We start from the raw sequence: 26,557 nt of genomic DNA, 5'->3' as shown, positions 1-26,557 counted from the left end.
GAAAATCCCGTGCGGGGGTTTACCCGGCCTGCGGCATCGCTCGCCCGACGGCGGCCATGGCGTGAATGCGGGTGGTATCGAAAACGGGCAGTGGCACGTCGCCCTGGCCGATGATGAGGGGTATCTCGGTGCACCCGAGGATAATGCCCTCGGCGCCCCTCGAGCTAAGGCCCGCGATGATCTCCTTTAGCCGCGCTTTAGACTCAGGGCGGATGACGCCGGCGCACAGCTCTTTGAAGATGATGTCGTGGACTTCCTGCCGTTCGGCCTCTTCCGGGATGATGGCCTCGATGCCGAACCCGTCCTTAAGCCGCCCCGTATAGAAGTCCTTCTCCATCGTGAACCTCGTGCCCAGGAGCCCTACCTTCTTGAGGCCGGCGCGCCGTATTTCCAAGCCCGTGGCGTCGGCGATGTGGAGAACGTCGATGCCCGCACGCCTCTGGACGTCGTCGGCCATGATGTGCATGGTGTTCGTGCATATAAGAATAAAGTCCGCCCCGGCCCACTTCAGGCCCCGGGCCATGTCGGCCATGATATTCGTAAGTTCGGCCCACTCCCCCTTATCCTGGAGCGCCCTTATGTCCTCGAACTCGACCGAGTGCATGACGATGGGCGCGGAATGGAGACCGCCCATTTGTTCCCTGACCGCCTCGTTGATGATGCGATAATACTCGATGGACGATTCCCAGCTCATGCCGCCTATTAGTCCTATTGTTTTCATGTTGCAGCCCTTTTATCTATGAGTAAGTGCCTGAACCGTTGCAGATACGATATATTTTGCCATAAGGGGCGAGCTGTAGCTAAATAAAAATCTACTAATAGGATACGCTTCTAACTCTTCCTCTAGCATCGTGCGCGGGTGTTTGCGTTATGGAGGATTACGAAAAATTAGGTTCTTTTTACCTGGGGAAGGCCTACGACCTGAGCGCCCAGAAAGCGAAAGATGAGCTTCTGCTGTATGATTCTAAAGACCTGGTGACCCATGCCATGTGCGTAGGCATGACGGGCAGCGGCAAGACCGGGCTGTGCATCTCTTTGATCGAGGAGGCGGCCATCGATGGGGTGCCTGCTATCCTCATCGACCCTAAGGGCGACCTGTGTAATTTATTGCTTACTTTCCCTCAGCTTCGGGGCCAGGACTTTTTGCCCTGGATCAATGTGGATGATGCCCGCCAGAAGGGCATGTCGCCCGAGGATTATGCCGCTAAGCAGGCGGATATGTGGAAGAACGGGCTGGCAAGCTGGGGCCAGGGCGGAGAGCGCATCCAGCGCTTACGAGATGCGGCGGAGATGCGCATATACACGCCGGGCAGCAACGCGGGCATCCCCGTGTCCATTTTGAAGTCGTTCGCCGCCCCCGGGCCCGCCATCCGGGACGATAACGACCTGTTCCGCGAGCGCATCGGCACTACGGTCATGAGCCTCCTCGGACTGGCGGGCATCAACGCCGACCCGATGCAGAGCCGGGAGCACATTCTGCTCTCGACGATCCTGGATAACGCGTGGAGGCAGGGGCAGGACATGGACCTTGCCCGCCTCATCCAGCAGGTACAAACTCCTCCGATGAATAAAATAGGAGTCCTCGACCTGGAGTCGTTCTACCCGGCGAAGGACCGTTTCGGACTGGTCATGGCGCTGAACAACCTGCTCGCATCTCCGGGGTTCAACGCCTGGATGCAGGGCGTCCCGCTCGACATCGGCCAGATCCTCTACACGCCTGCCGGAAAGCCCCGGATCGCCATATTCTCGATATCTCACCTCAGCGATTCCGAGCGCATGTTCTTCGTCTCGCTGCTTATGAACCAGGTCTTAGGGTGGATGCGCGCCCAGCCGGGCACCACCAGCCTCCGGGCTATCGTCTACATGGACGAGATATTCGGGTATTTGCCCCCGCTGGCGAACCCTCCCTCGAAGCTTCCTATGTTGACATTGCTTAAGCAGGCCAGGGCCTTCGGCATCGGCATGGTCCTGGCGACGCAGAACCCGGTCGACCTGGACTATAAGGCGCTTTCGAATATGGGCACCTGGTTCATCGGCCGCCTGCAGACAGAGAGGGACAAGGCCCGCCTGCTCGACGGGCTCGAGAGCGCCACGGCCGGCGCTAAGTTCGACCGCCAGGCCATCGAGAAGGTGCTGTCCAGCCTGGGTAACCGCGTGTTCCTGATGAATAATACTCACGAGGACGCTCCTGAGCTGTTCCAGGCTCGCTGGGCCCTGTCGTATTTGCGGGGGCCCCTGACCAGGGACCAGATCAAGGTCCTGATGGACCCGTTCCGCGAGGCACCATCCGCTGCGCCCGTGGCACAGGCTACTGCGGCGCCCGAAGCGGCGAGCCCGACAGTGCCCGCGGCATCGGGGCAGCCCACGCTTCCCCCGGGCATCCAGGCTTTCTTCCTGCCCCTGAGAGGCGGAATGAAAAGCGGAAGCAGGCTGGTATACCAGCCGAAGATCGTCGGGGCGGCGAAGATCAGCTTTGCCGACTCTAAGACGAAGATCAATACCGCGAGGAGCCAGGTGTTCATCACTCCGGTGACGAACGGCGCAATTCCGGTATCCTGGGAGAGCGCAGAGGAGATCGCGGTCCCCGCGGCAGAACTGGAGAAGTCCGGGCAGAACGGGGGGCAGTTCGGCGAGCTGGCCCCGGCCGCCAGCCGGGAGAAGAGCTATGCGTCCTGGACGAAGGACTTCACGAGCTGGGTGTATGGCACCCAGAGGCTGGAACTCTTCCGCAGCCCGAGCCTGGGCGAGGTATCGCAGCCGGGCGAAGCCGAGCGGGACTTCCGCATCCGCCTGCAGCAGAAAGCCCGCGAGAGCCGTGACGAGAAGGTCGAAGCCCTACGCAAGAAGTACGGCCCGAAGATCGCCACGCTCCAGGAGCGACTCCGCAAGGCGCAGGCCAACGTAGAAAAGCAGCAGTCACAGGCACGCCAGGCCCAGATGAACACGGCACTGTCAGTGGGAGCGACTATCCTGGGCGCGTTCACCGGCCGTAAAGCTTTAAGCACCGGGACGATAAGCCGGGCTTCCACGGCCGCCGGCCGCGCGGGCAGGGCAATGGAGGAGGGCAAGGACGTGGAAAGGGCCGGCGAGACGGCCGAGGCCGTCCAGCAGCAGCTCAACGACCTGCAGGCGCAGTTCAAGGAAGAGGCCAACGCCCTTGCGGAGAAGATCGACCCGATGACTGAGGCGCTAGAGGCCATATCGGTCAAGCCGAAGAAGGCCGATATCAGCGTCCAGCTCGTCGCGCTCGCCTGGGCGCCGTACTGGGTGGACGCGCAGGGCGGCCTCACGCCAGCCTGGTAAACGTGGAGAGGCGGTCGATGACACCCCCTTTATTTTAATTTTTGATGGCATCAAGGATGAAAAAACAATGACGGCCACATCAAAATATCAGGGCTCATCACTTGCCTAATTCTAATTATATCGCTATCTGCCGGCGGCTCCATCACACCGTCATCGACGCCTGAGGCCGCCCGCCGGCATGGTCGCCTGGCATACCGTCTCCGACCCGGAATTATCCCTGATGGTCATGTTCGAGTATCCTGGTCAAGCAGAGGCCGCCCGGCGCATGGGCTTTCCAGGCCTATTTCCAGACTTCGTCCGTTCGGACCTTGCACATCATGTCGACTGGCAGGACGAAGATCTTTCCATCCCCCACCTTTCCGGTCCGGGCGCTGCCCCGGATGATCGAAACGATCGGGTCGACGTGCTCGTCATCCACCACGAGCTCGAGCTTGACCTTTGGAAGGACATCGACCTCGAGGGGCCTTCCCCGGTGCGAGAGGCGGATGCCCTTCTGTTCTCCCCGGCCCCGCATCTCGGTGATGCTCAGGGCGATGAAGCCCTTTTCTTCCAGGGCCTTTTTCACGCCATCCAATCGCTCCGGCCGGATTATTGCCTGTACCATCTTCATTATTGTCACCTATTTTCGCTCGATCGCAGAAAATGTGTCTTCTCAACTGCGATAGTGCGAGCTTTATAATAATACATTATGTCTAGCAGGATATTTATTTCCTAGTTTACATAATTATAATTTTATGTATTTTAATCATCATAAAAGTTTAAAAATGTGTAAAAATTTATGATTTTTCTGTCTATCGTTTATGAAAACGCATTTTTGCCGTTCTAAATGGTAATCAAGCATAATAATTCGCATACCAACTGACCTAATATGGGTGTAAATATTGGGCGCCAGTTAAAAGCGATAGCTATGGTTTTTACATTAATAGTGTTTTCATCCGCCATGTTTGCCGGCATGCAGGCAGAGAAGGCCGAGGCCAATGCCAACCTTACGGCATATAAAACAGTTCCTCCGAACAGCTGGGAGCCAATGGGATATAATATGACCGGCACGGCCCCATATTTTATCACGCACACGCTCAACTGGAGCAACACGAGGATCATGGGTAACCTTGGCATCGGCGACGGCAGCGTGCGAACGCTCAACGACACCAGTAACCGCGACGTAAATTACACGGATAATAACTTCATGGCCGCCGACATCTCCATGGCACCATGGGATCCGGGCCGGCTAACGGCCTTGAATCCACTGGCCGGTACTACTAATGCCACACAGGCAGTAGTTAATGAAACTGGCAATGCTACCAACGAGACGGTGGGCAATGTCACGGAGTCTAGCAGTATAAACTTCAATAGGCCCCTCAGCGACCCATATCATCCGATTCTCATGGGGAGGCCCGTGGATGACCTGTTGTACGAATATCCCCTGGCCACGCCCATTAACATGTATGCCAGGCTGCTGGGATTGAGGATGCCGGGCGGCTCTTGCTTGAACATGGGAGTAAAGTGCCTGGGCTATGGATACTAAGAATAAAAAATTGACTCTTCCGCGGTTTTGGGGTGAATATTTTTTTATCCTTTTCTAGTTATGCCGTCGTTGAGTGGTCCAACCACAGGGGCACGGAGCGCACGGGAGTTACACAGAGTTTTATTTTAATAATTTGAGACTCAGAGAGCTCAGAGGCCGGTTTATTAGTTTGCCTGGGGCACAGAGTTTATTGAGGCTCGGTTGACCAATAAACAATAATGCGGTTTATCCTCGGCAGTGCCTCTTTCAACTCCGTGCCCCGGGAAAGTTATAAACCCGTACTCCGTGGCCTCTGGGTCTCCATTTATAAGAAAACTCCGTGAAACTCAGCGCTCTCCGTGCCCCTGTGGTTGGACCACTCAACGACGGCATAACATAAAAACGAGCGAAGGCATCAGCCAAAGCAATATATCATCCCAAAAACGCACAAGAACCAAAAAATTTAAAAGTCTTCTCAAAATGTGTCCGTAAAAAAGTACGTCCGCTGGCATGCAATGGTCTCGTTCACAGACTGGGCGATCGAGGGCAGCGCGAGGTTTACGGGGCCGAAAGGAACGACGTTCGCCGATGTATCCATGGCCTTCGTGGGCCCGGCGACGATGCCGTCCTCGAATAGCGGGAAATCCATATTGAACTTTTCCGAGCTTATTACGGACATGCTGGCGCTGTTAAACTCCATTATCGTCAATGCCGTGTTCGCGTTGGGAAACCCGAAGGCAACGCTATCCGTCGTAAAGAACGGGAATGATATCTCTGAAAAAGCCATTGCAGGCTGGGCCGTGGCGGCCAACGTAAATATGACCATCGCTAATGCTATGGATACCCTCACCGGATAATACCCTCCTCACAATATTAAGTTATTATCGGGTATATGCTAAAATAGGTTATTATAGATTAATAGTTATATTATAAATTCGGTCGATGTTAAAGCGTTTTTATGAATTATTGTGAATCTTATTACCCGGGCGTTTTTATGGTAATATTTCGCTTTTGAGACAGGTAACATATATAATTCTCCCGCAGAGAGGTTTTACTGGAGATGGATTCATGAAGCTTATGCGAGCTTTCATTATGGCAGCTATTTATTTTATGTTGTTTTCGTCGGCCGTGGCACCGGCCTTCGCATGGTTCTGGCCCATCATTGGCGATGCGGGCCCGTGCCCTGGCTCCCCCTTCGTCGGCGGGCCTAGCCCGATATTGCCGGGCACGCCCGAATGGGCATTACAGCCCACGTACGGCGCCCAGCTGTTCCCTTTTGGATACCCTTATGGAGTGATCCATGGTGGCCTCAATTTTGGCGGTAGCCCTCATTTGTCTAACTTTTAAAAGATAACGTATACCCTGAAATAAAAGTGGGACAAGTTACAGCGGCTTCTTCCCGGCGTCGGGCCCGGCCTTGGGCACGTAGGCGGCGGTGATCTTCAACCACGACGGCCCCCTTCGGCGTGAACCGGGGCCACTTGACCTTCATCCATTCCACATTATCTTTTATTATCCACTTCTGATCGTACAGCTATCTTTTGTATAGATAGCCAATAACTAGTCCAAGGGCGAGAAACCTTGGCACGTTCATCCCTGCGCCGATTAAAAGGAAAAGGTACACGGGGGCATTATTGAGATTAACAAAAATTGTAAAGGCTTCAATAATGCATAGGGCAGCGAAGCTCAGGATCACGGATTTGAAAATCGGGCTCATCGTCGGGATTTTGTCAAAATAACGAAGCAAGAAATAGCTGATGCAGAATCCGATGATCAGGCCACCGACCAGGGCTTCAAGAAGCATTGGAAGATAGGAAATTGAAAGGGCAGCTCTATACTCCGCAGCGATGGGGGTCAGAGAAATCGCGAGGTTTGCTACCCAGAACGCCGCTCCTCCCGCGATAGCCAGTATAAACGCCTTTCTCCAGATCTCTTTTGACCGGGTCATCTATTTTCTTCCTCCATATACTTCCCTGGCCGCGGCGGACGATGCAGTAGCTTGACGTCACAGATACCGCGGCTCTCATGTTCCTCTCCCATGCTGGTCGGCCTATCCCTGTACTGCCGGCTGCCGGGACGGGTTCACGGCCGTCGCCTGCTCCCTTATGCCTAGGAACAGGAGCCATGCCCCGATGGCTAATTCGAATGGCAGGAGCGGCAGGGATACCAGGATCGGGACCTCATAGCCGAGTAGTTGAAATACGACGCTTCCCAGTCCTAAAATTACCGCCAGCAGGCCGAAGAGGGATATGGCACGCGGGATATAGTTCGACCGGTAAAACAGGTAATACCATATCAGGCCGCCCATGCAATAGAACCACATGTGTATGGTCATACCCTGGGCATACACGCCGTTGTACAGGAAATCGCCCAGCGTCAGATAGAACGATCCGGCGGGCGCGCCCGCGGCGACGAACTCCGCGCTCAGGGGTATCAGTGCCAGAAGCCCCATCTGGATAATGGCATAGAATATCGCTTCCGCCAGCCACAATCCCAGGGCGATGCGCGCCAGCGGCTTGTTCTGTTGCCTCAAGACCACGTAAAGAAGGCCTGCCAGTGCCACGATCCCCGTGCTATTCAGCAACCCGTCCAGAATGTCGATGCGGAACAGGGTGGGATTTTGCGAAACGTTGACCAGCACGTCCGCTATGCTACCCGAGCCGGCCGCCGACTTCAGCAGGAGACCGCCTGCCAGGCTGGTTAGTATCACAAACAGAAACGCTGCCCCCAGAAGCCGGGGGGCGTATTTTACAGGGCTCTCCGCCCGTATTTCAGTATCCATGACGATTCCCTTCAATTAGTTCGTATATGAATAGTTCATTATAGAACTATTTGTTAATAGGGCAATCACTATAAATAATTTATGGCCTGGAATAAGGGTGCCCGACTTCAAAAGTATTTCTTCAGCAGCTTGATCAGCTCTGCGTTATCACGAGCATCGGGAAAAAAGCGTTCGTCGACGACCATGACCGCGCTGAGCGCCTTTTCGACCAGGAGAAGCCCTTTTTCTGTGAGGACGATGTGTTTCGAGCGCAGGTCGTCCTCGCTCACCGACCTGACGATGTAGCCCTTTTTCTCCAGGCTCTTGAAGACCCCGGAAGCAGTGTTTTTGGGCCGGCCGAGGGCATTGGCCACGTCCTTCTGGGTGACGGTCCTTCCCTCCTTCATGAACTTCGCGATGCACATCAGGAACTCCAACTGTGCCCTCGTCGTTTCGAAGCTTTCTAGGACTACGCCGACCTCCCTTTCCCATTTTTTTATCACTACTGTGAGGTAGCGCCAGGGTCGTTCACCCATCCTGTCATACCGTAATGACAGGGATTCCCAGTCGACTTTTTCGGCCATACAAGAATAGAATAGCAGGAACTTTTAAAAAAACGTTTTGTCGCACCGGCTACCGGCCTAAAAATGACAGGGCCTGGCCGGCCGGTGTTCACATTTCTTTCAGTTTCTGCTTCAGGCCCAGGGCGAACTCTTCCGCCTGCTTGAGGTCTTCCGCGTTGGGCCTCCCCTTGTTCATCCCGCCGATGTACTTGAGGAAGCTGTTCGTATTGTACCCCTTGCAGGCGAACTCGTCGACGATCACGTACCCCTTCGCCTGTAGCTTTTCCCTGAGCGCCGAGTGGTCTTTCCAGACTTTATCAGCCCCCACGATAGCGCTCGTGGAAAATATGAACGCTTTCTTCCCGGCGACCCGGGGCAGAGCATCGGCAAAATCGAGCAATTCTTTATAATGCCTTCCGCTGTCAATGCCAGAACCAAAGCCTATGAGATCATAGTCACCGAGTTCTCCAGGATTTACCTGCCGTGGTGTTTTCACCTGTGCATCGAGCACGTTCGCGAAGACTTTGGCGACTTTCTCGGTATTCATGTGGTGATACGAAAAGACGACCAGAAGAGTTTTTTCTGGTAGCCGATCCTTGAGATCATTCCCGTTCTGCACCATTCTATCACCTCTTGCTACATTTCCTGAAGCCACATGCCAGCACTTTTTGGCCGATCCCGGTATTTAAGATGAAGGGAGGCTATCCGAAGGATTTCCGCCGGACTGTTTTTATGCAAACTACCGCCTTCATTCGTGTGCCTCTCCTTTTCATCATTCTCATGCCTTTAACTTATCGCCGCCTGTTGGTTAGGATTTTTTACCGGCTGCTGGCCCTGCACGCCCTTGACCAGCAACCACAGACCGAACGGGATTTCCAGGAACGCAGGCAGATCACCAAACGATTCGTAGCCCGGGAGAAGGAATGCCGCGAGAAATCCAAACAGATGGCCGAACGTGGCAATGATCAATAAAATGCCCAGTATCCTCGGGAGGAAACCTGACTTGATCACCAGATACCCAAGAGGAGCTAGCCAGAGGCCAAATGAGATCTGGGCTATGTAATATCCATAGTAATGCAGATCAGCGAATAGCATCACCAGGGCATTCAAGTGAACAGCCCCGAACGCCGCCAGGTAGCCGGCATCGTTCACTAAGATGAGGATCGCAAACTGGTTGAGCAGGTTGAGGCAAAGGATCGCGACACTAGCCGTAGCCAATAGCACGAACAATAAAGCTATGTTTTTATTAACAGGCTTGAGCAGCACGTATAACGCCCAGGCAAACAGCAGAAAGCCCGTCGCCATGAACAGATCGCTAATAAAGGCGACCCGGAATAACGACTCGGAAGCCACGATGTTACCTGTCGTTACCACGCCGTTTCCGGGCACGATAAGACTGCCACGGATCAACTGAGCGGCCATTCCGCACACGATCATTACCAGGTACAGGATCCCTGCTGCTCTGGCGAGGTTCTTGTTCGGGTTCGAAATGACGATAGTTTCAAAATCCCCTGTTTTTCTCCTTATAAATCCATTAATATGACCAGTATCAAAGCTCATTATATCACCTTATAGTACGCATACGTACTGTACGTATAATTATTGTACGTACTATTATTGTACGTATGCGTACTATATGTAATATAGTACGAGCTATTTATACTTTACGGATTCAAAATGGATACCTGCCGTTAAAGATACTTCTCCAACAGCTTTCTTAACTCATGATTTTCGTTGTAATCGGTGAAAAAACGCTCATCCATCCGTACAATTTCACTGACGGCCTTTTCAAGCAGATCGTATCCTTTGTCGGTGAGGAGGATGTACTTCGCACGCATGTCGTTCTCGCTTACCGACCGGGTAATGTAGCCTTTCTTCTCCATAGACCTCATAACCTCGGAAACCGTATTTTTATCCCGGCGGAGATACTCGGCTATGTCTTTCTGCGTAACGGGGTTTCCCTCCTTCATAAGCTTCACAAGACACGACAGAAGCTCGATCTGAGTACAGGTGGTGTCGAAACCGTCGAGGACATTATCGACTTCCCGCTCCCATTTTTGAGCCACATGCATCAGGTAACCCCCGGGACTTTCCTCCAGCTTTTTTAAATTTAATGATAGGGTATCCCGCTTCACTTTTCCGACCATACAAGAATAGAATAGCAGGAACTAAATGAAAAACATTTTGTCGTATACCCCCAAGGCGGTAAAAGATGCTAAGATAATAGTCCACCTGTACTACTGGGTTTCCTCACTTCCGGAAGTCTGTCAGAAGCCCATGCCGGGCTTCGCATCGGCAAAGTCAAGCAGCTCTATGTAATGCCGTCCGCTGACTATCCCGAAGCACGTTTCGATAAAAACTATGAAAGAAACTGGCCGGCGATTGCCGGCAAAACTAATCACTACGAGAGGCCACTAACAGAAAGCAACAGCGGTCGGTGAAGCTTTTCGGGCGTCAGTCGACCATCAGGCCCGTGCGAATTATGATGGGGTAATCGACGTTATACCATTTATTTCTTGGATAACTTGATATAACTTTAATTCGTCCCATTTTTTTCAATTTATAGAAACATTTATGTAAATTAATTAAAGTAATCTTAATAATTGGTAGGGCTAGGAGCATATGCGGATATTACTTGATACAAATGTGTTGATACATAGAGAAGATCCTAAAGTGGTATCTGATAACTTATGAAAATTACTTAAAATCATTCATGAAAACGGCCATCAAACACTTATCCATCCTGCATCATTTCGAGATATAAATAATGATAAAAATACGGATCGTAGGAATGTAATCCTATCGAAAATAGCCGCGTATCCCCGACTTGAAAATCCCCCATCCCAGATAGTAATTTTTACCAATTGATTGGCAATCCACAGTTAGATTCACATTCAATAATTGACGCCCAATTACTAAATGCGGTTTATAAAAATGCTGTCCATGTCTTTATTACCGAAGATAAGGAGATACATCGTTTTGCATCGAAGTTAGGTATTGAAAACAGAGTTCTTGATATTGTTACTGCTCTTGCGGACTTCGATAATAAAGCCGCCAGAATGCACGATCACTTCCGTATTAAGCCGGATTTTATGTACAACATTGATTACCTTGATCCATTTTTCGATTCATTGCGCGAAGATTATGGTATAGTTAAGTTTAACGATTGGTTTCTTAAAAAATCAAGAGATGGAAGAAAGTGCTGGGTACATAGGACGAATCATAAGTTAAAGGCGATTTTAATATTGAAAGATGAAGATGAAGAAATCGCGTTAATTAACAAAGCCCCATTACGACGAAAACCTCGTCTTAAAATAGCTACATTAAAGGTGGCTTGTAAAGGTTATCGTGTCGGCGAATTATTGCTTAAGCTTGCGATAGGGTACAGTATTGATCATAACTATGACGAAATCTATCTTACGCACTTTGTCAGGGAGAATGACGATTTATTAAAACTAATTACCAAACATGGCTTTGAGTATATTGGAGAACGGAACTGTATAGACCAAAAAGGAGAGTATGAAAAAGTCTTTTTAAAAAGCTTATTCCCTGACAATGCTATCAATTATGATCCTGCAGAGGTCAATAAAAGATTTTATCCAAGTTTTATAGATTCCATAAGAGTGAATAAGTATATTGTACCAATCCAGCCAGAGTATCACGATAGATTATTCCAAGATTACAAGAAAAGGCAGACATTGTTAAGTGATTTTTCAACTGACATTCCGCAGGGTAATACGATCAGGAAGGCATATCTAACAAATTCCCATATTAAAAAGATTAAGCCAGGCGATTTATTACTATTCTACCGCTCAAAAGATCAACATCAAATAACATCAATCGGCGTTGTCGAACAGGTCTATTATCAGCTTGATGATACGGATAAGATATGGTACACAGTTGAATATAACAGAAGCGTCTACACCTACGATGAAGTCAAAGGATTTAAAAAGCCTGCAACTGTTATTATTTTCCGCCATTATTTTAACCTTAAAAAGCCATTAGGTATAAAAGAATTAATAAAACACGGAATACTTTCAGCCCATCCACAGTCAATAAGTACATTAACCCCTGACCAATACGATTACATCAAAAGAAACGGTGGCATAGATGGACGTTTTACTTTCGATTAAACCGAAGTACGCCAACAAAATTATCGATGGAGAAAAGAAGTTTGAATTCCGGAAGATAAAGCTGGATAAGCGAAAAATCGGACATATATACATTTACTCGACATCGCCTGTAAAAAAAATCATAGCTAAGATTGCTATAGGGGACATCATCGAAGACTCGCCAGAACGGCTTTGGAAACGATGCGAAAAACACTCTGGGATATCGAAAGAAGAATTCTTTAGCTATTATGCGGAAAAAGAAGTTGGGTTTGCGATTACGATTAAAAAAGTTGAGCCACTTGACGTGCCTATCGATCCATATGTAAAGATTGAAAATTTCACGCCGCCGCAGTCCTATTATTATTTAAAAGATGGTAGTTTATTTTAAAATAACGTTAAGTTTAGATAATAATTTTTTTACATAATGACCTATTTTGCAAGGACGCTCGCTTAGTTTACATTATTAACTGCCAGCGGTCGTCGAGGCTTTTCGGGCATCAGTCGGCCATCAGGCCGATGCGAAGATGGCCGGGTAATGGATGCGGCGTTTTATCGCCGCATCGCTTAGGGCTTGCGTACGAGCATGCCGCATCAGCGGCCATGCGAGTAGGGTGCAAGCCCGGCCCGGACATCGAAGCACCCGAAAAGCCGAGTAGCCTTGCCATCAGGCAAGGCGTCGACCCGCTAAGTAACCCATTAAATATTAATAGAACGTGCTCCGGTCGGGATTTGAACCCGAGTCGCCGGCTCGAAAGGCCGGCATGATTGGCCGCGCTACACTACCGGAGCAGAAAAGCGTAGCTTACATGAGCATCCATGTACTTAAATTTTCCGTATAACGTGAGGGCCTAATCGGTATTTCTGACTTCAATGGCCATAGCTGAAGGCCAGCGGGATCCGGAGCCCCTCGCCCGCGGGCTTCACCCGCTTATTTCTTGACAGCCGGGCCACCGCGTAGAAGTACCCGACACTGAACATCCCGCCATAATTATAATACACGTCGATCTCCCGCATCATGGAATCCTTGAAATCCTTGGTGAACCTATTCTTCGGGTTCATGACCTGCCGCCGCATCTGGGCGTAGTACCGGTCCCAGGCGGACTGGGGCAGCATGGAGGCGAACACGACCTCGAAGTCGTAAGCCTCCAGGAGCTTCCGGTAGCGGATCTCGGTAAGATACGTATAGACGCCCTCTTCGTAAGCATCCCTTACCGGCTGAGGCACGTCGTCCCTGAGGTAGATCAGATCCGTCAGGGCCAGGCACTTGCCTTCCTTGAGCAGGTCGGCGGCACGGGCGATGCCCTCCTCACGGCCTATGTACGTAAGCGCTCCGCCCTCCGCGAGCACCAGGTCATACTTGCCCTCGCCGAAGTCCATGTCCCGGCCGTCCTTTACGAAAAAGTTCGTGAACTCGCCGAACCCCAGCTTATTGGACGTCTCCATCGAGTGCTCGACCATCACCGGGTCGATATCGAACGCGTCCACGCGGCACTTATACGCCTCGGCGAGCGCGCAGGCGGCCGCGCCCCTCCCGCAGGCGATCTCCAGCACCCGCGAGTTCTTCTTAATGCCGGACAGGCGGCCGGAGGCCAGGGTATAGGAGCGGCCCCCCGGGGCGAGATAGTCGAAATCGTCGGTGATCATGATAAATAGCGTATGGCGTGGGCCGATAAAACGTTATTGGTTTATAGAAAGGCGATATGCCGGGGCCCGAAGGCCCCGGGATCCATATAGCAAAAGCGCTTTCGTATCACCCCCTTACTCGTCGTCGAGCGTGGCCAGGTCTCCCAGAGGCTGGCCCAGCTCCATCGCCTTCAGCACGCGGCGCATGATCTTGCCGCTCCGGGTCTTCGGAAGGCTCGCCTTGAACTCGATCTCCCGGGGGAACGCGTGGGCCGCGAGGGATTTCTTTACCGACTCGGAGATCTCGCGCTTCAGCTCCTCCGTGCCATCGTAGCCGGGCTTCAGGGATATGAAGGCCTTGATGACGTTACCGTACAGCGGATCGGGCTTGCCGATAACGCCCGCCTCGGCCACGGCCGGATGCTCGAGCAGCGCGCTCTCCACCTCGAAGGGCCCGACGCGCTCCCCCGACGTCTTGATGACGTCGTCGATGCGGCCGGTGAACCAGAAGTATCCGTCCGCATCCATGAACGCGCTGTCCCCCGTGATGTACCAGCCCGAAATGCGGAAGTACTCGTTGTACTTGGCAGGGTTGTTCCAGATGCTCCGCATCATGGAGGGCCATCCGGGCTTTATGGCGATGTTGCCGGGCACGCCGGGGGGCAGCACTTTGCCCTTATCGTCGATGACCGCCGCCTCGATGCCCGGGAAGGGCTTACCCATGGAGCCTATCTTCAGGGGCATGCCGTAGAAGTTGGCGATGACGTTACAGCCGGTCTCCGTCATCCAGTAGTTCTCGTGGATGGGCAGGCCGTAGACCCGCATGCCCCAGCGGATGACCTCCGGGTTCAGGGGCTCGCCGACGCTCGTGATATACCTTAAGCTGTCCAGGTGGTACTTCTTCACGACGTCCTCGCCGCCCTTCATGAGCATGCGGAGCGCCGTGGGGGCCGTATACCAGACGGTCACCTTGTACTTGTCGATGATCCAGTACCAGGCCTCGGGCGAGAACCGGCCTGCATACACTACCTGCGAGGCGCCGTTCAGCCAGGGCCCGAATATGCCGTATGAAGTGCCCGTAACCCAGCCGGGGTCAGCCGTGCACCAGTACACGTCGTCGTCCCTCAGGTCCTGCACCCATTTCGTGGTAATGTAGTGCCCGATCATGGCGTTGTGGACGTGGACGACGCCCTTCGACTTGCCGGTCGTGCCCGACGTGTAGTGCATGATCACCGGATCTTCAAGGTCGCACCACTCGGGCTCGAACTCCTCCGAGGCGTAGATCATCTCGGCGTCGTAGCTCAGGTCGCCCGGCTCCAGGTCGTAGTTCCGGGGGATGTTGCAGAGCACGACGGTCTTGACGGACGGAATGTCCTTCCGTATGGGGTCGATGCCCAGCCGCTTCATCTCGGGCGTGGTGATGACCATGCAGGCCTCCGCATCGTTGATGCGGTCCCTCACCGCCTCCGCCCTGAAGCCGCCGAACAGCGGGGCGAAGATCGCGCCCAGCTTGGCGATCGAGATGGCGCTGGCGTATAGTTCAGGGATCCGGGGCAGGTAGACGAAGATGCGGTCGCCTTTCTTGACGCCCGCTTTCCGGAGCACGTTCGCGAACTTATCGGTGCGTATCTTGAACTCCTGGAACGTGTACTTCCGGTCGCTCCCGTCGGCGCCTTCCCAGTAAAGGGCCACTTTGTTCTTGCGCCAGGACTTCGCGTGGCGGTCGATGGCCTCGTAGCCGATGTTGACCTTGCCCGTAGTGTACCAGTCGAACTCTTTCCTGACGTCGTCAAAGCAGAAGCCGCTGCCGCAGGCCTCGTCGTAGCAGACGTTGCAATCGCCGATCATCTCGACGATCTCAACGCCGTTCTCTGCCTTAGCTCGCCAGTTCTTACCCTGTTTTATGGTTGGAATACCTTTGTCATAGTTTAGCGCTGTATCGATGGCTGACCCTCCTGAGCTAGCTCACAATTATTAATTATCAATCGTTACAAATAAAGGTTGTGATTGTTAATGATTATTTATAACTAATTTGCCCGGAGCTGCATAAAAGTTTTTATAAAATAATGTAAGATGAAAATATTTAACAGTTTAAGCGTAAATGCGTGATAGAGGAATAGTATGGAACAGGCCGCCGAAGCGATACCAGTACAGAAACCTGCGTCCGTCATGACGATGCAGAACCTCGCGGCGCTGGGCCTGGCGCTGGCCATCGACTTTACGGATGCCGTGCCGTCGGAGCTTTTATTCCTGATCGGCCTCCCGCCCGTCGCCATGGGAATAGAGTCGGGCGTATCGGTCGTCGAGGCAGCGTACCTGTCGTACCTCGGCGTGCCGGTGGTCAAGTGGCTTGCCATGAGCGGCGTCGACCTGTTACCGATAGTGGACATCATTCCCTGGTGCACGCTGGCCGTGCTCGACCGGCGGTTCAACCTGAAGATCCCCCTGGTCACTAAGCTATTCAACTACTCGTAGCTGCGCATTATTTTTAGGCTACGATTATCACCCCGGCCCCGATAATTACCACCATGGCCGACAGACCGAACATTTTGATCGTCTTCACATCGTGGAGCGGCAACACCAGGGCGCTCGCCGAAGCCATCGCCGAGGGGGCGAAGGGCGCCGGGAACGGTAACGTGGACGTCACCGTGAAGCGGGCCCGCGATACAAAGCGCTCCGACATAGAGAGCGCCTCGGCGGTCGCGTTCGGCTCGCCCACGTACTACAGCTACATGAGCGGCGAACTGAAGGCGCTCTTCGATATCGCCCTCCCGTTCAAAAACTCGTTTTACAGAAAGCCCGCCGTAGCCTTCGCGACGGGAGAGGGCGGGCAGCTCAAGTGCATCCAGAGCATCGAGGGCATCCTCGAGCTCTTCGAAGTGAGCTTCGTCCAGAGGTCCGACATACTTTCTGCAGGCCTCGCCGTTCAGGGCAGGCCCGACGAGGGCGCCATCCGGCAGGCGAAGGCCATCGGGAGGAAGCTGGGGGACGCGGGAGTCGCTTACGCCTGCAGCATGGGAAGAAAAAATATCATCGCCGGGAAAACTTAACTTTTTTACCGACCGCCAAATAGGTTTAAGTAATTTCAAACCCTTATATGGTAAAGAAATTTTGCTCAAGGGATCTGTGTCCCACATGCGTTGCATGAAGAGCGAAAAATGAGGAGGGACATGATGAACAGTAAATATTCTGTAATATTAGCAATTTTAGTTGTATTGACAGCAATGGCGGCCGCCGGATGCACCACTACGAGCCCGGCAGCGACGGCCACTCCCGCAGCATCTCAGGCGCCGGCCACGAGCGCAACGGCGACGGCGAGCGCGACCACTCCGGCATCGAGCATGCCCACCCTGGACTTCAACAGCCTCAAGGTCCTGGAATATAAGATCACGTCAGACGTCGACGGGCAGTCGACCTCGATGAACATGAGATGGGAGTTCGGGGCCTCCGATGTCCGCATGAAGATCACGTCCGAGGGAATGACGGTCATGGACATGACGGTCCCCAGGGACCAGGCGTCAGGCACTGAGGGAAGCGGCGCGCTGGGCGATGCGATGTCGGATGACTTCTCGACAACGCTGGTTAACGCGGGCCCCGATGTCGTCACCGTGCCCAAGGGCCAGTACACCTGCACGAAATACACCGTTACGGATGGCAACGCAGTAAGCACATACTGGATCGCCAATAATGTGCCCCTGCCCATCAAGATGACCCAGTCTGAGAACGGCAAAGAAACGATGACGATGGAACTGGTGGACTACCAGGTATAATCCGCCATACTTTTTTTATTTTTTAGTCTTTCTTTTTCCTTTCATCACTCTATTTGCCGGTGCCACGTACTTCTGCCGGTCCTTGAAAAGGAAATACGTGTATACCAGGAAGAGCGCTATCTGTAATCCGATAAAAGCCCACGAATAGGACGATTCCGATATTTTAAGGTAGGAGTCGGCCACGATCAGTATGACAAGTAATACGGGCAGCCACAGCAGCCTGACGAGCCGCAGCATGCGGTCACTCATTTTTAGCTTCATCGTACAGCCTAAAAAGCGCCGCCCATATAAAAGGCTAACTTCGGCCGCCATAAAAATACTTAAGCGCTTATCAGGACGTTTATATATTGGTGAATTGATGAAGACCCTCATCGCCTGCTATTCATTTACCGGTAATACCTCCAAGGTGGCCGAGAGCCTGAAGGAGGCCACAGGTGCCGACTTTACCCGCATAGAGCCCGTCAAGGACGCTAACTACCTGATGAAATGCCTGAGCGCACTATTCAAGAGGCGGACGCCCATCAAGCCCTGTGCCACGGACCTGAAGGGTTACGATGCGGTCATCGTGTGCTCACCCGTATGGGCGGACAGCGTCCCCGCCGCCATCAACCAGTACATCGACGAGCTGAAGGGCTGCGAGGGCAAGAAGTTCGGCATTATCGTCACGTACGGGAGCACGGGCCAGAACCGGGTCTCCGGCCAGATCATGGCGGCGCTCGAAAAGAAAAAGATGACGTTCATAGACTCCATATGGGTAACCCAGGACGAGGCCCGGGCAGGCGACTACGCGGAAAAGGTCAAACAGCTTGCCGCCGAGCTTAACTAAGGCTCGCAGATACTTTTAAATAGTGAATGCCCCAATTTGACGCACACGGAGCATGATCGAGAGTGGATGTTGATTCTTTCATTACGGACGCCGTCGCCGACATCAAGAGTAAGGTGAAGGACGGCAGGGCGCTCATCGCGCTGTCAGGGGGCGTGGACAGCAGCGTCTGCGCCATACTGGCCCACCGTGCGCTGGGAGAGCGCCTGGTGCCCGTATACGTGGACACCGGGCTCATGCGGAAGGGCGAGACCGACCGCATCCGGGACATTTTTAGCTTTATGAACCCGAGGATCGTGGATGCCAGCGGCCAGTTCTTTAATGCTTTAAAGGGCGCCACCGACCCCGAGAAGAAGCGCAAGGCGGTAGGCGAGACGTTCATCCGCGTTTTTGAGCAGGTAGCCAGGGACATAAACGCCGATTACCTCATCCAGGGCACCATCTACCCGGACCGCATCGAGTCCGAGGGAGGCATCAAGTCCCACCACAACGTGGGCGGCATGCCCTCCGTCATGGAATTCAAGGGCGTCGTGGAGCCCATCGGCGACCTCTACAAGGACGAGGTGCGCGAGGTCGCCCGCGCCCTGGGGCTGCCCCTGGAGATATCCGAGCGCATGCCCTTCCCCGGCCCCGGCCTGTCCGTCAGGGTCATCGGCGAAGTGACCCCCGAGAAGGTCGCCATCGTCAGGGAAGCCAACGCCATCGTTGAAGAAGAGCTGGTACAGCAGTTCCACCCCTGGCAGTGCCTGGCGGCGCTGCTCGAAAAAGGCACCGGCGTCAAGGGCGATAACCGCTGCCACGGCTGGATCGTCGCCGTGCGGGCCGTCGAATCACGGGACGCCATGACGGCGAACCACATGGAGCTGCCCTGGGAAACGCTCAACCGGATCTCCTCGAGAATTACTTCTGAGATACCGTCGGTGGCCAGGGTCGTCTACGACATCACCCCGAAGCCGCCGGCGACCATTGAGTTCGAGTAAGCCGCTCGTATCACGACCGGCCCGAACTTAATGGTATATTTTTACAATGATTTTTTATAACTAGAGAATAAAAACTGTCTAACCACATAGAGTGAGAAAGAATGGCACAAACAAAAGCAAAAGTAAGGCTCTCCGAGGAGGAGGCCATCGCGAAGGACGCCCGGTACGTCGTACAGACGTACGGGCGCCAGCCCATCGTCCTCACAAAGGGCAAGGGCGCGCTGGTATGGGACGTGAACGGCAGGGAGTACATCGACTGCGTTGCGGGCATTGCCGTCAACAACCTGGGCCACTGCCACCCGAAGGTGGTCGCGGCCATCCAGGAACAGGCGGCGAAGCTCATGCACACCTCGAACCTCTACTATACGGACATCCAGCCGGAGCTGGCCGAGCGCCTCGCGCAGATAACGAAGATGGACCGCATCTTCTTCGCCAACTCGGGCACCGAGTCCATCGAGGCGGCCATGAAGCTCGCCCGGAAGAGGACCGGGAAGAAGGGGTTCATCGCGGCCGAGCACTGCTTCCACGGCCGGACCATGGGAGCGTTAAGTATCACGCACAAGTCGAAGTACAGGGAGCCCTTCGAGCCGCTGGTGCCGGGCGCCAGATTCGTGCCGTACGGGGACGCGGATGCCATTCGCCGCGCCCTGAACGGGGACGTAGCGGCTGTGGTGCTCGAGCCCATACAGGGCGAGGGAGGCGTGCAGATACCGCCTAAAGACTACCTGGCGGAAGTCAGGGAGATCTGCGACAAGGCGGGCACGCTGCTCATCTTCGACGAGGTGCAGACGGGCATGGGCCGTACCGGAAAGTGGTTCGCTAAGGAGCACTCCGGCGTTGAACCCGACATCATGTGCGTCGCCAAGGGCATCGCGGGCGGCTTCCCCATGGGCATCATGGCCGCCCAGGAGGGCATTGCCAGCGCCTTCAGGAAGGGCGACCACGCGTCCACGTTCGGCGGCAACGCCCTGGGATGCGCCGCGGCGCTCGCCACCATCAAGGCCATCGAGGGCGAGCACCTCCTGGAGCGCTCTCGAGAAATGGGCGATTACCTCAAGAAGGAGCTGTCCATCCGCTGCAAGCAGGACTTCGTCGACCACGTCAGGGGCGTGGGCATGATGGTGGGCGTCCAGATGAACAAGGACGGTAACGCCCTCGTGGACAAGGCCCGGGAGAAGGGCGTGCTCATCAACGTCGCCTCCGACACGGTCATCCGGTTCGTCCCGCCCTTCGTCATCACGAAGGAAGAGGTCGACCGCGTGGTCGGCGTGGTCAGCGAATTGGCACTATAAAAAGCCGGCACATGCCGGCTACTTTTTTATCCCGCCCATCACTTAAAGATTGTTAAGCCAAAATGTTTTTAGATATTGTTGCATATTCATAGTTGATAAAAGGGCAGATAATGCCACATTTTACGGTGTGACTCTCATGCTAAGCATCGAACACTTAACCGTCGAGGTCGACGATAAGCGCATCCTCAACGACGTGAACATGTTCATCGGGGAAGGGGAGACGCACGCTCTCTTCGGCCCCAACGGGTCGGGGAAGAGCTCCCTGCTGTTCACGATGGCCGGGGTGCCCAAGTACAAGGTAAAGTCCGGCAAGATCACCTTCAAGGGCAAGGACATCACCGATGCCCCCATGGACGAGCGCGCGAAGATGGGCATCGGCATCCTGTTCCAGCACCCGCCCGTGCTTCGGGGAGTAAAGCTGAACGACATGGTCAAGGTCAGCATGGAGCAGCTTAACCACAAGAAGGTGTCCGACCAGGATGTCGCCGAGCTCGCCAGGAAGCTCAACCTCGAGAACTTCCTGTCCCGAGACGTAAATTTAGGATTTTCTGGAGGCGAGATCAAGCGGTCGGAACTGCTGCAGCTTCTTGCTCAGAGGCCGGACCTTGTGCTGCTGGACGAGCCCGACAGCGGCGTCGATCTGGTCAATATCGGGCTGGTGGGCAACACCATCAACGAATTACTACAGAAGGATAAGAAGACGGTACATCGTTCCAAGTCCGGCTTGATTATCACCCACTTCGGTAACATTTTAGACTACGTCAAGGCCGATAAGGCCTACGTCATGATGAAGGGCACCGTGCTCTGCCAGGGTAACCCGGTCGAGCTATTAGATGATATCAGGCACCGCGGCTACTCGGAGTGTTTATCATGCTTGAACCGGTAAGGCTGAGCGAGATCAAGAAGAAGGCGGAGGCGGCCATGAACAAGAGGCCCGCCTACGGCAACGACATAGACCTGGAAAAGTACGAGAAGGCAGTCCCGGTCAGGGAAAAGATCACGTCCCTTGACCAGCTTTCCTCGTCGGTCAAAGAAAGGGCGCTCCATGCGGGCGTCGACGCGTCGATGCGGCAGCGCTCCGGCTCCTACTTCCAGCTCGACCAGAGCGTGGTGCATACGGCCACGTCCATGGAGGGCGTCGAGCTCATGGACATCAACGCGGCCCTTGAAAAGTACGACTGGCTCCAGGACTACTTCTTCAAGCTCATACAGCCTGACCAGGACAAGTTCACGGCGTACGGCGCCACCCACCCGTTCGGCGGCTACTTTATAAGAGCCCTGCCGGGCGCCAAGGTGACCTTCCCGCTCCAGGCGTGCATGTACATAGGCCGCGAGGGCATGATCCAGAACGTCCATAACATCCTCATCGCCGAGGAGGGCAGCGAGCTGCATGTCATCACCGGCTGCACGACCGACACGCATGTCAGCCAGGGACTGCACATCGGTGTCTCGGAGTTCTTCATCAAAGACAACGCCAAGCTCACCTACACCATGATCCATAACTGGGCGCCCGAAGTGGTCGTGCGTCCCAGAACGAACACGGTCATGGGCAAGAATTCCGTATTCTTGAGTAACTACGTATCGATGACGCCCGTAAAGGACGCCCAGATGTACCCGGGCTGCACCATGCAGGGAGAAAACGGCGTGGCGAGGTTCAACACGGTCGTCTACGCGCCAAAGGGCTCCCATCTCGACCTGGGCTCGAAGGCCGTCCTGAAGGCGAAAGGCTGCAAGGCCGAGCTCATCGCCCGCACCATCAGCAAGGGCGGGTACATCGCTTCCAGAGGCCTCATTCAGGGCGACGTGCCAGACATAAAGGCTCACTTAGAGTGCAGGGGATTACTCCTGTCGGGCGACGGTACCATCTATGCCGTGCCCGAGCTGCTGGGGACCGTGCCCGGCGTCGACCTGAGCCACGAGGCTGCGGTCGGCAAGATCGCCGAGGAGGAGATCCAGTACCTCATGTCGAGAGGCGTGGACTCGGACACCGCGACGGCGCTCATCGTCCGGGGTTTCCTGGACGTGGACATTCACGGGCTGCCGCCCGAGCTCCAGGCCGAGATCAAGAAGACGATCGACCTGGGCGAGCAGTCGATGATGTAAAACAAATGAAGCTGAGGGGAAATATCCCTCGAATATCTTTTTTATTTATGCTCTTCCGGCGGGCACGAGGCGCCGTCTTCGGCGTGCTCTTCCTCGCCCTCGGTGACGCCCGTCCGGGGGGGCAGGCCCTGCAGTTTCCGGCGGTAGTTCTCGATGGCCAGCTTCAAAGCGTCCGCGGCCAGGTTCGAGCAGTGCATCTTCTGGGGAGGCAGGCCGCCGAGCTCCTTCGCCACGTCGTTGCGGCTGATCTTCACCGCGTCCTCGAGGGTCATTCCCTTCGCCATGGTCGTTATGATGCTGCTCGTGGCGATGGCCGCGGCGCAGCCGAAGGTCTTGAACTTAATGTCGGAGAGCTTGTTATCCTTGACTTTTATGTATATGGTCATCAGGTCCCCGCAGACGGGGTTGCCGACCTCGCCGACGCCGTCGGCGTCGGGTATCTCGCCGACGTTCTGCGGGTTAGAGAAGTGCTGCATTACTTTGGGAGAGTACATCATCGCGCATCATCCTCATGTAACAGTTTTTGCTGCCTTCTTATATAAAGGAGACATCGCCCTCAAGCGGTCGACGATGCCGGGGAGCGTCTCGAGCACGTAGTCGATCTCCTCCCCCGTGTTAAGCTCGCTGTTCGTGAACCGGAGAGAGCCGTGGGCCTCCTCGGGGTTCATGCCGCAGGCAAGGAGCACGTGGGAAGCCTTCAGGTTCTTAGACGAGCAGGCGGAGCCCGTTGAGGCCTCGATGCCCGCCATGTCCAGGAAGAGCACGAGTGATTCGCCCTCGATGAAGTTGAAGCTGGCGTTCACGTTGTTCGGAGAGCGTATGGTGGGATGGCCGTTCAGGTGGACGTGGTCGATCTTCAGGATGCCTTCCATGAGCTTGTTCCTGAGCTTCGTCATGTGGGCCACGTTCTTATCGAAGTCGCGGATGCCGACCTCGCATGCCTTGCCCAGCCCGACGATGCCCGGCACGTTCTCCGTGCCGCTCTTCATGTTCCGCTCCTGGCCGCCGCCGTGGATCAGCGCCTGTATCCTGGTGCCCTTCTTAACGTACAGGGCGCCAACGCCCTTGGGCGCATGAATCTTGTGGCCGGCCAGCGAGAGCATGTCGATGTTATCATTTTTAACGTTGAGCGGTATCTTCCCGACTCCCTGCACGGCATCCGTGTGGAAGTATATCTTGTGGTCCTTCGCGATATTACCGATCTCTTTGATTGGCTGGATGGTGCCTATTTCGTTGTTGACGGCCATGACGCTGATAAGTGTAGTTTGTGGGGTGATGGCGGCCTCGACAGAGGCAGGGCTTACCATGCCGTAATTATCCACGGGCAGGTAGGTCACTTTAAAGCCCTCTTTCTCCAGGTACTCGCAGGTCCGCAGGATGGCGGGATGCTCGACACTGGAGGTAATGATGTGGTCTCCCTTCTTCCTGTTAGCGTAGGCCGTGCCCACGAGCGCCAGGTTATCGGCCTCGGTGCCGCACGACGTGAAAATGATCTCTCCCGCGTCCGCGCCGATGGCCTTAGCCACCTGCTCCCGGGCGGCCTGTACCGCCACGTTGGCCTCCTGGCCCATCGTGTGCAGGCTGGACGGGTTGCCGTAGTTCTCCGTAAAAAAGGGCAGCATGGCGTCCAGGACTTCCGGGCTGACCTTCGTCGTCGCGCTGTTATCCAGGTATATCCTCTTCATCAGTGTCACTTCTAGCAGTTGTTGTTTTCAGGAACAAGCATCATATATCTTCCGTTGGGGCGACCTTCGACAGCTCGCTGATGTTGATGGGATGCGAGCAATATGGGCATGACGCGTCGCAGCTCTTGCCTTCGTACGGGCAGATGCTCATGGAAAGCTCCGAGAGCGGGTGGCCTGTGCTCTTGAGGTCATACTCCTTGTACCAGCCGAATGGAGCGCGCTCCACCTCGTAGCCGTGCCCTGCCAGGCTTTTTTCCAGGTCTTTCAATACCTGGAGAGCTATCTCTGGCCTGCCCAGGGCGCTGGTGAGGTGCGCGAACGGGAACACGACTACCTTGTTCACTTTCAACATGCCGAGGCGCTTCCGGATTTCGCGCGTAGCTCCCTCCACGACTCTGGCGGGCTCCACCTCATCCTGTTTCTCGACACAGCTGAAAAGTACGACGCAGCCGTCCATCGAGCCGTCCTTTTTCGTGATCTCCTCGGCGAACTTCGCCTTCTTCGTCGCCCTCCAGCTTATGTGGCTGGCATGTATCGCAAGGATCCTCATGCAAAGACCTTCATGATATAATTAACAATTGTTAATTAACGGGCTTGAATAATAAAGTCTTCGGCAAGGGAAATTAATAAAAGATCAGCCAAAGAAGTGGCTGAACATGCTGAAAAGGCCGGACGTCTGCTGGAATCCCGGGAAACTGGTATTCAAGCCCATACCAGGGATGGACATATTTAACATCGGCTTTAACTCCGTGGTGTAGTTGAAGGCCGGGAACGCGCTGAACTGCCGGAACCCGCTCAGGTCGATCAGGAAGGGGTTCTTGCTCCCGTCCGTGCCCGACAGGTCCAGTATGAATATCTTTTTACTCCAGTCGTCAGAAGGGCCGACAGTGACGGTAATAATGTTCCCGCTCAGGGCATAGTCATTAACGCCTATGACGGCGCCCGACTTCAGGTTGTCGATGAGCCCCGCCAGGAATCCGGCAGGCGCATGGCCGGAGTCGTAGTTAATGTAAAGCGTGTAAGCCTGCCCTGCCTTTACCGCAGGATCGCCCGAGTAGAGCACCTCGCCCTGGGCCATGGTGCCCTGCGGCACCTCCGGAGTGGCCAGATCGGCCGTAGCCAGGCCAAAAGTCGCCGTGGAGCCCGAGGCCTCGTTCTGAGGCATCGCCGGCATGTCCGGCATCTTCGTCAGCTTCAGGACTACTTTCGCCTTTCCCCCGTAGTCTGGCGTCTGTGCGGCGCTCAGCACGGTCAGCGACGCTAAAAGCAGCGCCAGTATAGCAATTACCCTCAACCTCATACCTTTACCCGGTGAAGAATACGTTTATATTTTTATAATTATGTTTAAAAATAAGAGCAACGTTTAACGTAAAAAGGAATGAAACAGCGGAGGCTTATCCGCCGGAGATGTTCAGGCACATGTCGCAGCCCTCGAGGTCCGCGTCCTCCTGCCGGTGGAGGTCGCACAGCGAGCCGCTCTGCTTAACGATGGCGCAGACGGCGCAGATGCCCGGTATGACGCCCTTCCCGGCGTTGCCCGCGGCGATGTCCCGGGCGAGCGCCTTGATGGCCTTCCGGACTTCCTTGTTTACCGGTACGCCCTTGCCCCGCTTATCCTTGACATACTGGGACACTGCCGACTGTGTGATGCCCAGCCGCTCGGATACTTCCTTCTGCGACAGGCCCAGCTTGATCAGCTCCTTCGAGAGCTCGGCGCGGATGGTCGGTATGACGTACCAGACGGTAAGTTCGCATGGAGGCCTCATCATTACTCCCGTGCTAAACAATTGTTACGTTTTTATTTAAGCTTAACGGCGTTAAGTCACGCCTGTCTCGCGGAAGCTATGGCCATTCATTCTTCCTTTGCGAACCGGTCCCTGTTCTTGTCGAACGTTGCCTTGCACTTGTTGCTGCAGAAGAAGTACGTTTTTCCGTGGAAGTTCTCTTTGGCGCCCGGCTTCTCCTCGTTTACGTTCATGTGGCATACGGGGTCTTTCACCATCATTATCACCTTACCGGAGTTTTGACGGAAAGAATG

32 protein-coding genes and 1 tRNA gene are annotated in these 26,557 nt (G+C 54.4%); 13 read left to right on the top strand and 20 right to left on the bottom strand.

Features of this window, described 5'->3' with window-relative positions; genetic code table 11:
- Positions 1 to 19 precede the first annotated feature (19 nt).
- The gene (locus tag MCP_RS02220; RefSeq protein ID WP_012899185.1) at positions 20 to 721 is read right to left on the bottom strand and encodes an aspartate/glutamate racemase family protein; all 702 of its coding nucleotides are present in this window, start codon (positions 719 to 721) and stop codon (positions 20 to 22) included.
- 149 nt (positions 722 to 870) lie between these two features.
- Between MCP_RS02220 and MCP_RS02215 the strand changes: the two genes are divergently transcribed.
- Positions 871 to 3,303: a helicase HerA domain-containing protein gene (locus MCP_RS02215; RefSeq protein WP_012899184.1), complete on the top strand. Its 2,433-nt coding sequence runs from the start codon at positions 871 to 873 to the stop codon at positions 3,301 to 3,303.
- Positions 3,304 to 3,583: 280 nt separating this feature from the next.
- Here MCP_RS02215 and MCP_RS02210 read toward each other — a convergent pair whose 3' ends face one another.
- Positions 3,584 to 3,913 (bottom strand): P-II family nitrogen regulator, encoded by a 330-nt coding sequence (locus MCP_RS02210; RefSeq protein ID WP_012899183.1) that lies wholly within the window; start codon positions 3,911 to 3,913, stop codon positions 3,584 to 3,586.
- 342 nt (positions 3,914 to 4,255) lie between these two features.
- Between MCP_RS02210 and MCP_RS02205 the strand changes: the two genes are divergently transcribed.
- Together MCP_RS02205 and MCP_RS15260 are read left to right on the top strand one after the other, a co-directional pair.
- Positions 4,256 to 4,828 carry a hypothetical protein gene (locus MCP_RS02205; RefSeq protein ID WP_128859893.1) on the top strand — a complete coding sequence of 191 codons (573 nt, stop codon included), beginning with the start codon at positions 4,256 to 4,258 and terminating at the stop codon, positions 4,826 to 4,828.
- 461 nt (positions 4,829 to 5,289) lie between these two features.
- Positions 5,290 to 5,664, top strand: a complete 375-nt coding sequence (locus MCP_RS15260; RefSeq protein ID WP_128859892.1) for a hypothetical protein — start codon at positions 5,290 to 5,292, stop codon at positions 5,662 to 5,664.
- Between the two features lie 246 nt (positions 5,665 to 5,910).
- Here MCP_RS15260 and MCP_RS15585 read toward each other — a convergent pair whose 3' ends face one another.
- The 7 genes from MCP_RS15585 to MCP_RS02165 form a co-directional block, all read right to left on the bottom strand.
- Entirely contained in the window at positions 5,911 to 6,060 is a 150-nt protein-coding gene (locus MCP_RS15585; protein WP_158301431.1) for a hypothetical protein, read from the bottom strand.
- 281 nt (positions 6,061 to 6,341) lie between these two features.
- Positions 6,342 to 6,755 carry a hypothetical protein gene (locus MCP_RS02190; protein ID WP_012899180.1) on the bottom strand — a complete coding sequence of 138 codons (414 nt, stop codon included), beginning with the start codon at positions 6,753 to 6,755 and terminating at the stop codon, positions 6,342 to 6,344.
- A gap of 102 nt (positions 6,756 to 6,857) precedes the next feature.
- Positions 6,858 to 7,604, bottom strand: a complete 747-nt coding sequence (locus MCP_RS02185) for a DUF4386 domain-containing protein (protein WP_012899179.1) — start codon at positions 7,602 to 7,604, stop codon at positions 6,858 to 6,860.
- A gap of 92 nt (positions 7,605 to 7,696) precedes the next feature.
- Positions 7,697 to 8,152 carry a MarR family winged helix-turn-helix transcriptional regulator gene (locus MCP_RS02180; RefSeq protein ID WP_012899178.1) on the bottom strand — a complete coding sequence of 152 codons (456 nt, stop codon included), beginning with the start codon at positions 8,150 to 8,152 and terminating at the stop codon, positions 7,697 to 7,699.
- Between the two features lie 88 nt (positions 8,153 to 8,240).
- A complete protein-coding gene (locus MCP_RS02175; protein ID WP_012899177.1) occupies positions 8,241 to 8,753 on the bottom strand; it encodes a flavodoxin family protein in 513 nt (170 codons plus the stop codon).
- A 164-nt stretch (positions 8,754 to 8,917) separates the two neighbouring features.
- Positions 8,918 to 9,691 (bottom strand): DUF4386 domain-containing protein, encoded by a 774-nt coding sequence (locus MCP_RS02170; protein WP_012899176.1) that lies wholly within the window; start codon positions 9,689 to 9,691, stop codon positions 8,918 to 8,920.
- A 131-nt stretch (positions 9,692 to 9,822) separates the two neighbouring features.
- Positions 9,823 to 10,278: a MarR family winged helix-turn-helix transcriptional regulator gene (locus tag MCP_RS02165; RefSeq protein WP_012899175.1), complete on the bottom strand. Its 456-nt coding sequence runs from the start codon at positions 10,276 to 10,278 to the stop codon at positions 9,823 to 9,825.
- 717 nt (positions 10,279 to 10,995) lie between these two features.
- On the opposite strand from MCP_RS02165, the gene MCP_RS02160 reads away from it, so the two are divergent.
- Positions 10,996 to 12,264: an EVE domain-containing protein gene (locus MCP_RS02160; protein ID WP_012899174.1), complete on the top strand. Its 1,269-nt coding sequence runs from the start codon at positions 10,996 to 10,998 to the stop codon at positions 12,262 to 12,264.
- Complete coding sequence (locus MCP_RS02155) at positions 12,242 to 12,631, top strand: ASCH domain-containing protein (protein WP_012899173.1); 390 nt, start codon at positions 12,242 to 12,244, stop codon at positions 12,629 to 12,631. The genes MCP_RS02160 and MCP_RS02155 overlap by 23 nt, the downstream gene beginning before the upstream one ends.
- Positions 12,632 to 12,740: 109 nt before the next feature.
- On the opposite strand, the gene MCP_RS15580 is transcribed toward MCP_RS02155, so the two are convergent.
- The 4 genes from MCP_RS15580 to acsA form a co-directional block, all read right to left on the bottom strand.
- Positions 12,741 to 12,908 (bottom strand): hypothetical protein, encoded by a 168-nt coding sequence (locus tag MCP_RS15580; protein WP_158301430.1) that lies wholly within the window; start codon positions 12,906 to 12,908, stop codon positions 12,741 to 12,743.
- A 49-nt stretch (positions 12,909 to 12,957) separates the two neighbouring features.
- Positions 12,958 to 13,032 (bottom strand) — tRNA-Glu (locus MCP_RS02150).
- 78 nt (positions 13,033 to 13,110) lie between these two features.
- Positions 13,111 to 13,887: a methyltransferase domain-containing protein gene (locus MCP_RS02145; RefSeq protein WP_012899172.1), complete on the bottom strand. Its 777-nt coding sequence runs from the start codon at positions 13,885 to 13,887 to the stop codon at positions 13,111 to 13,113.
- 114 nt (positions 13,888 to 14,001) lie between these two features.
- Positions 14,002 to 15,714, bottom strand: a complete 1,713-nt coding sequence (acsA, locus tag MCP_RS02140) for an acetate--CoA ligase (RefSeq protein WP_012899171.1) — start codon at positions 15,712 to 15,714, stop codon at positions 14,002 to 14,004.
- Positions 15,715 to 15,987: 273 nt separating this feature from the next.
- Between acsA and MCP_RS02135 the strand changes: the two genes are divergently transcribed.
- The 3 genes from MCP_RS02135 (at position 15,988) to MCP_RS15255 (ending at position 17,636) form a co-directional block, all read left to right on the top strand.
- Complete coding sequence (locus tag MCP_RS02135) at positions 15,988 to 16,341, top strand: hypothetical protein (protein ID WP_012899170.1); 354 nt, start codon at positions 15,988 to 15,990, stop codon at positions 16,339 to 16,341.
- Positions 16,342 to 16,394: 53 nt separating this feature from the next.
- Positions 16,395 to 16,916: a flavodoxin family protein gene (locus MCP_RS02130; RefSeq protein ID WP_012899169.1), complete on the top strand. Its 522-nt coding sequence runs from the start codon at positions 16,395 to 16,397 to the stop codon at positions 16,914 to 16,916.
- A gap of 108 nt (positions 16,917 to 17,024) precedes the next feature.
- Positions 17,025 to 17,636, top strand: a complete 612-nt coding sequence (locus MCP_RS15255; RefSeq protein WP_128859891.1) for a hypothetical protein — start codon at positions 17,025 to 17,027, stop codon at positions 17,634 to 17,636.
- Positions 17,637 to 17,651: 15 nt separating this feature from the next.
- Here MCP_RS15255 and MCP_RS15575 read toward each other — a convergent pair whose 3' ends face one another.
- On the bottom strand, positions 17,652 to 17,897 hold the full coding sequence (locus tag MCP_RS15575) for a hypothetical protein (protein ID WP_158301429.1): 246 nt from the start codon (positions 17,895 to 17,897) through the stop codon (positions 17,652 to 17,654).
- Between the two features lie 97 nt (positions 17,898 to 17,994).
- On the opposite strand from MCP_RS15575, the gene MCP_RS02115 reads away from it, so the two are divergent.
- From MCP_RS02115 to MCP_RS02095, 5 genes are all read left to right on the top strand, one after another.
- Positions 17,995 to 18,462 carry a flavodoxin family protein gene (locus MCP_RS02115; protein ID WP_012899166.1) on the top strand — a complete coding sequence of 156 codons (468 nt, stop codon included), beginning with the start codon at positions 17,995 to 17,997 and terminating at the stop codon, positions 18,460 to 18,462.
- A gap of 62 nt (positions 18,463 to 18,524) precedes the next feature.
- Complete coding sequence (guaA, locus tag MCP_RS02110) at positions 18,525 to 19,439, top strand: glutamine-hydrolyzing GMP synthase (protein WP_012899165.1); 915 nt, start codon at positions 18,525 to 18,527, stop codon at positions 19,437 to 19,439.
- Positions 19,440 to 19,540: 101 nt separating this feature from the next.
- On the top strand, positions 19,541 to 20,731 hold the full coding sequence (locus MCP_RS02105; RefSeq protein ID WP_012899164.1) for an acetylornithine transaminase: 1,191 nt from the start codon (positions 19,541 to 19,543) through the stop codon (positions 20,729 to 20,731).
- A 136-nt stretch (positions 20,732 to 20,867) separates the two neighbouring features.
- The gene (locus tag MCP_RS02100) at positions 20,868 to 21,617 is read left to right on the top strand and encodes an ABC transporter ATP-binding protein (RefSeq protein ID WP_012899163.1); all 750 of its coding nucleotides are present in this window, start codon (positions 20,868 to 20,870) and stop codon (positions 21,615 to 21,617) included.
- Positions 21,602 to 22,834: a SufB/SufD family protein gene (locus MCP_RS02095; RefSeq protein WP_012899162.1), complete on the top strand. Its 1,233-nt coding sequence runs from the start codon at positions 21,602 to 21,604 to the stop codon at positions 22,832 to 22,834. Before MCP_RS02100 ends, MCP_RS02095 begins: the two co-directional genes overlap by 16 nt.
- Positions 22,835 to 22,875: 41 nt before the next feature.
- On the opposite strand, the gene nifU is transcribed toward MCP_RS02095, so the two are convergent.
- The 6 genes from nifU to MCP_RS02065 all read right to left on the bottom strand — a co-directional run bounded on the left by nifU (position 22,876) and on the right by MCP_RS02065 (position 26,524).
- Complete coding sequence (gene nifU / locus MCP_RS02090; protein ID WP_128567255.1) at positions 22,876 to 23,328, bottom strand: Fe-S cluster assembly scaffold protein NifU; 453 nt, start codon at positions 23,326 to 23,328, stop codon at positions 22,876 to 22,878.
- A gap of 15 nt (positions 23,329 to 23,343) precedes the next feature.
- Positions 23,344 to 24,519, bottom strand: a complete 1,176-nt coding sequence (gene nifS / locus MCP_RS02085; RefSeq protein WP_012899160.1) for a cysteine desulfurase NifS — start codon at positions 24,517 to 24,519, stop codon at positions 23,344 to 23,346.
- Positions 24,520 to 24,559: 40 nt separating this feature from the next.
- A complete protein-coding gene (locus MCP_RS02080) occupies positions 24,560 to 25,069 on the bottom strand; it encodes a threonyl-tRNA synthetase editing domain-containing protein (RefSeq protein WP_012899159.1) in 510 nt (169 codons plus the stop codon).
- Between the two features lie 84 nt (positions 25,070 to 25,153).
- The gene (locus MCP_RS02075) at positions 25,154 to 25,819 is read right to left on the bottom strand and encodes a hypothetical protein (protein ID WP_012899158.1); all 666 of its coding nucleotides are present in this window, start codon (positions 25,817 to 25,819) and stop codon (positions 25,154 to 25,156) included.
- Positions 25,820 to 25,913: 94 nt separating this feature from the next.
- Positions 25,914 to 26,285, bottom strand: coding sequence for a transcriptional regulator (locus tag MCP_RS02070; protein WP_012899157.1), 372 nt, complete (start codon positions 26,283 to 26,285; stop codon positions 25,914 to 25,916).
- Positions 26,286 to 26,371: 86 nt separating this feature from the next.
- Positions 26,372 to 26,524, bottom strand: a complete 153-nt coding sequence (locus MCP_RS02065; RefSeq protein WP_012899156.1) for a YHS domain-containing protein — start codon at positions 26,522 to 26,524, stop codon at positions 26,372 to 26,374.
- Positions 26,525 to 26,557: the final 33 nt, after the last annotated feature.

The organism is Methanocella paludicola SANAE, assembly GCF_000011005.1.
GTDB lineage: Archaea > Halobacteriota > Methanocellia > Methanocellales > Methanocellaceae > Methanocella > Methanocella paludicola.
The sequence above is the reverse complement of the archived record's forward strand: the minus strand, read 5'-3'. Positions and strand labels throughout refer to the sequence as shown.

Bases quoted from the DNA above. Each gene is read 5' to 3' on its own strand.
- MCP_RS02165 (WP_012899175.1), bottom strand. From the start codon at position 10,278: ATGGTCGGAAAAGTGAAGCGGGATACCCTATCATTAAATTTAAAAAAG.
- MCP_RS02100 (WP_012899163.1), top strand. From the start codon at position 20,868: ATGCTAAGCATCGAACACTTAACCGTCGAGGTCGACGATAAGCGCATC.
- MCP_RS02070 (WP_012899157.1), bottom strand. From the start codon at position 26,285: ATGAGGCCTCCATGCGAACTTACCGTCTGGTACGTCATACCGACCATC.
- MCP_RS02105 (WP_012899164.1), top strand. From the start codon at position 19,541: ATGGCACAAACAAAAGCAAAAGTAAGGCTCTCCGAGGAGGAGGCCATC.
- nifU (WP_128567255.1), bottom strand. From the start codon at position 23,328: ATGTACTCTCCCAAAGTAATGCAGCACTTCTCTAACCCGCAGAACGTC.
- MCP_RS02180 (WP_012899178.1), bottom strand. From the start codon at position 8,152: ATGGCCGAAAAAGTCGACTGGGAATCCCTGTCATTACGGTATGACAGG.
- MCP_RS02065 (WP_012899156.1), bottom strand. From the start codon at position 26,524: ATGATGGTGAAAGACCCCGTATGCCACATGAACGTAAACGAGGAGAAG.
- MCP_RS02095 (WP_012899162.1), top strand. From the start codon at position 21,602: ATGCTTGAACCGGTAAGGCTGAGCGAGATCAAGAAGAAGGCGGAGGCG.
- MCP_RS02155 (WP_012899173.1), top strand. From the start codon at position 12,242: ATGGACGTTTTACTTTCGATTAAACCGAAGTACGCCAACAAAATTATC.
- MCP_RS02130 (WP_012899169.1), top strand. From the start codon at position 16,395: ATGGCCGACAGACCGAACATTTTGATCGTCTTCACATCGTGGAGCGGC.
- MCP_RS02190 (WP_012899180.1), bottom strand. From the start codon at position 6,755: ATGACCCGGTCAAAAGAGATCTGGAGAAAGGCGTTTATACTGGCTATC.
- MCP_RS15255 (WP_128859891.1), top strand. From the start codon at position 17,025: ATGAGGAGGGACATGATGAACAGTAAATATTCTGTAATATTAGCAATT.
- MCP_RS02175 (WP_012899177.1), bottom strand. From the start codon at position 8,753: ATGGTGCAGAACGGGAATGATCTCAAGGATCGGCTACCAGAAAAAACT.
- MCP_RS15580 (WP_158301430.1), bottom strand. From the start codon at position 12,908: ATGGCAAGGCTACTCGGCTTTTCGGGTGCTTCGATGTCCGGGCCGGGC.
- MCP_RS02115 (WP_012899166.1), top strand. From the start codon at position 17,995: ATGAAGACCCTCATCGCCTGCTATTCATTTACCGGTAATACCTCCAAG.
- nifS (WP_012899160.1), bottom strand. From the start codon at position 24,519: ATGAAGAGGATATACCTGGATAACAGCGCGACGACGAAGGTCAGCCCG.
- MCP_RS02075 (WP_012899158.1), bottom strand. From the start codon at position 25,819: ATGAGGTTGAGGGTAATTGCTATACTGGCGCTGCTTTTAGCGTCGCTG.
- MCP_RS15575 (WP_158301429.1), bottom strand. From the start codon at position 17,897: ATGAAGCTAAAAATGAGTGACCGCATGCTGCGGCTCGTCAGGCTGCTG.
- MCP_RS02210 (WP_012899183.1), bottom strand. From the start codon at position 3,913: ATGAAGATGGTACAGGCAATAATCCGGCCGGAGCGATTGGATGGCGTG.
- MCP_RS02080 (WP_012899159.1), bottom strand. From the start codon at position 25,069: ATGAGGATCCTTGCGATACATGCCAGCCACATAAGCTGGAGGGCGACG.
- acsA (WP_012899171.1), bottom strand. From the start codon at position 15,714: ATGATCGGCGATTGCAACGTCTGCTACGACGAGGCCTGCGGCAGCGGC.
- MCP_RS02145 (WP_012899172.1), bottom strand. From the start codon at position 13,887: ATGATCACCGACGATTTCGACTATCTCGCCCCGGGGGGCCGCTCCTAT.
- MCP_RS02135 (WP_012899170.1), top strand. From the start codon at position 15,988: ATGGAACAGGCCGCCGAAGCGATACCAGTACAGAAACCTGCGTCCGTC.
- MCP_RS02215 (WP_012899184.1), top strand. From the start codon at position 871: ATGGAGGATTACGAAAAATTAGGTTCTTTTTACCTGGGGAAGGCCTAC.
- MCP_RS02170 (WP_012899176.1), bottom strand. From the start codon at position 9,691: ATGAGCTTTGATACTGGTCATATTAATGGATTTATAAGGAGAAAAACA.
- MCP_RS02205 (WP_128859893.1), top strand. From the start codon at position 4,256: ATGCAGGCAGAGAAGGCCGAGGCCAATGCCAACCTTACGGCATATAAA.
- MCP_RS02220 (WP_012899185.1), bottom strand. From the start codon at position 721: ATGAAAACAATAGGACTAATAGGCGGCATGAGCTGGGAATCGTCCATC.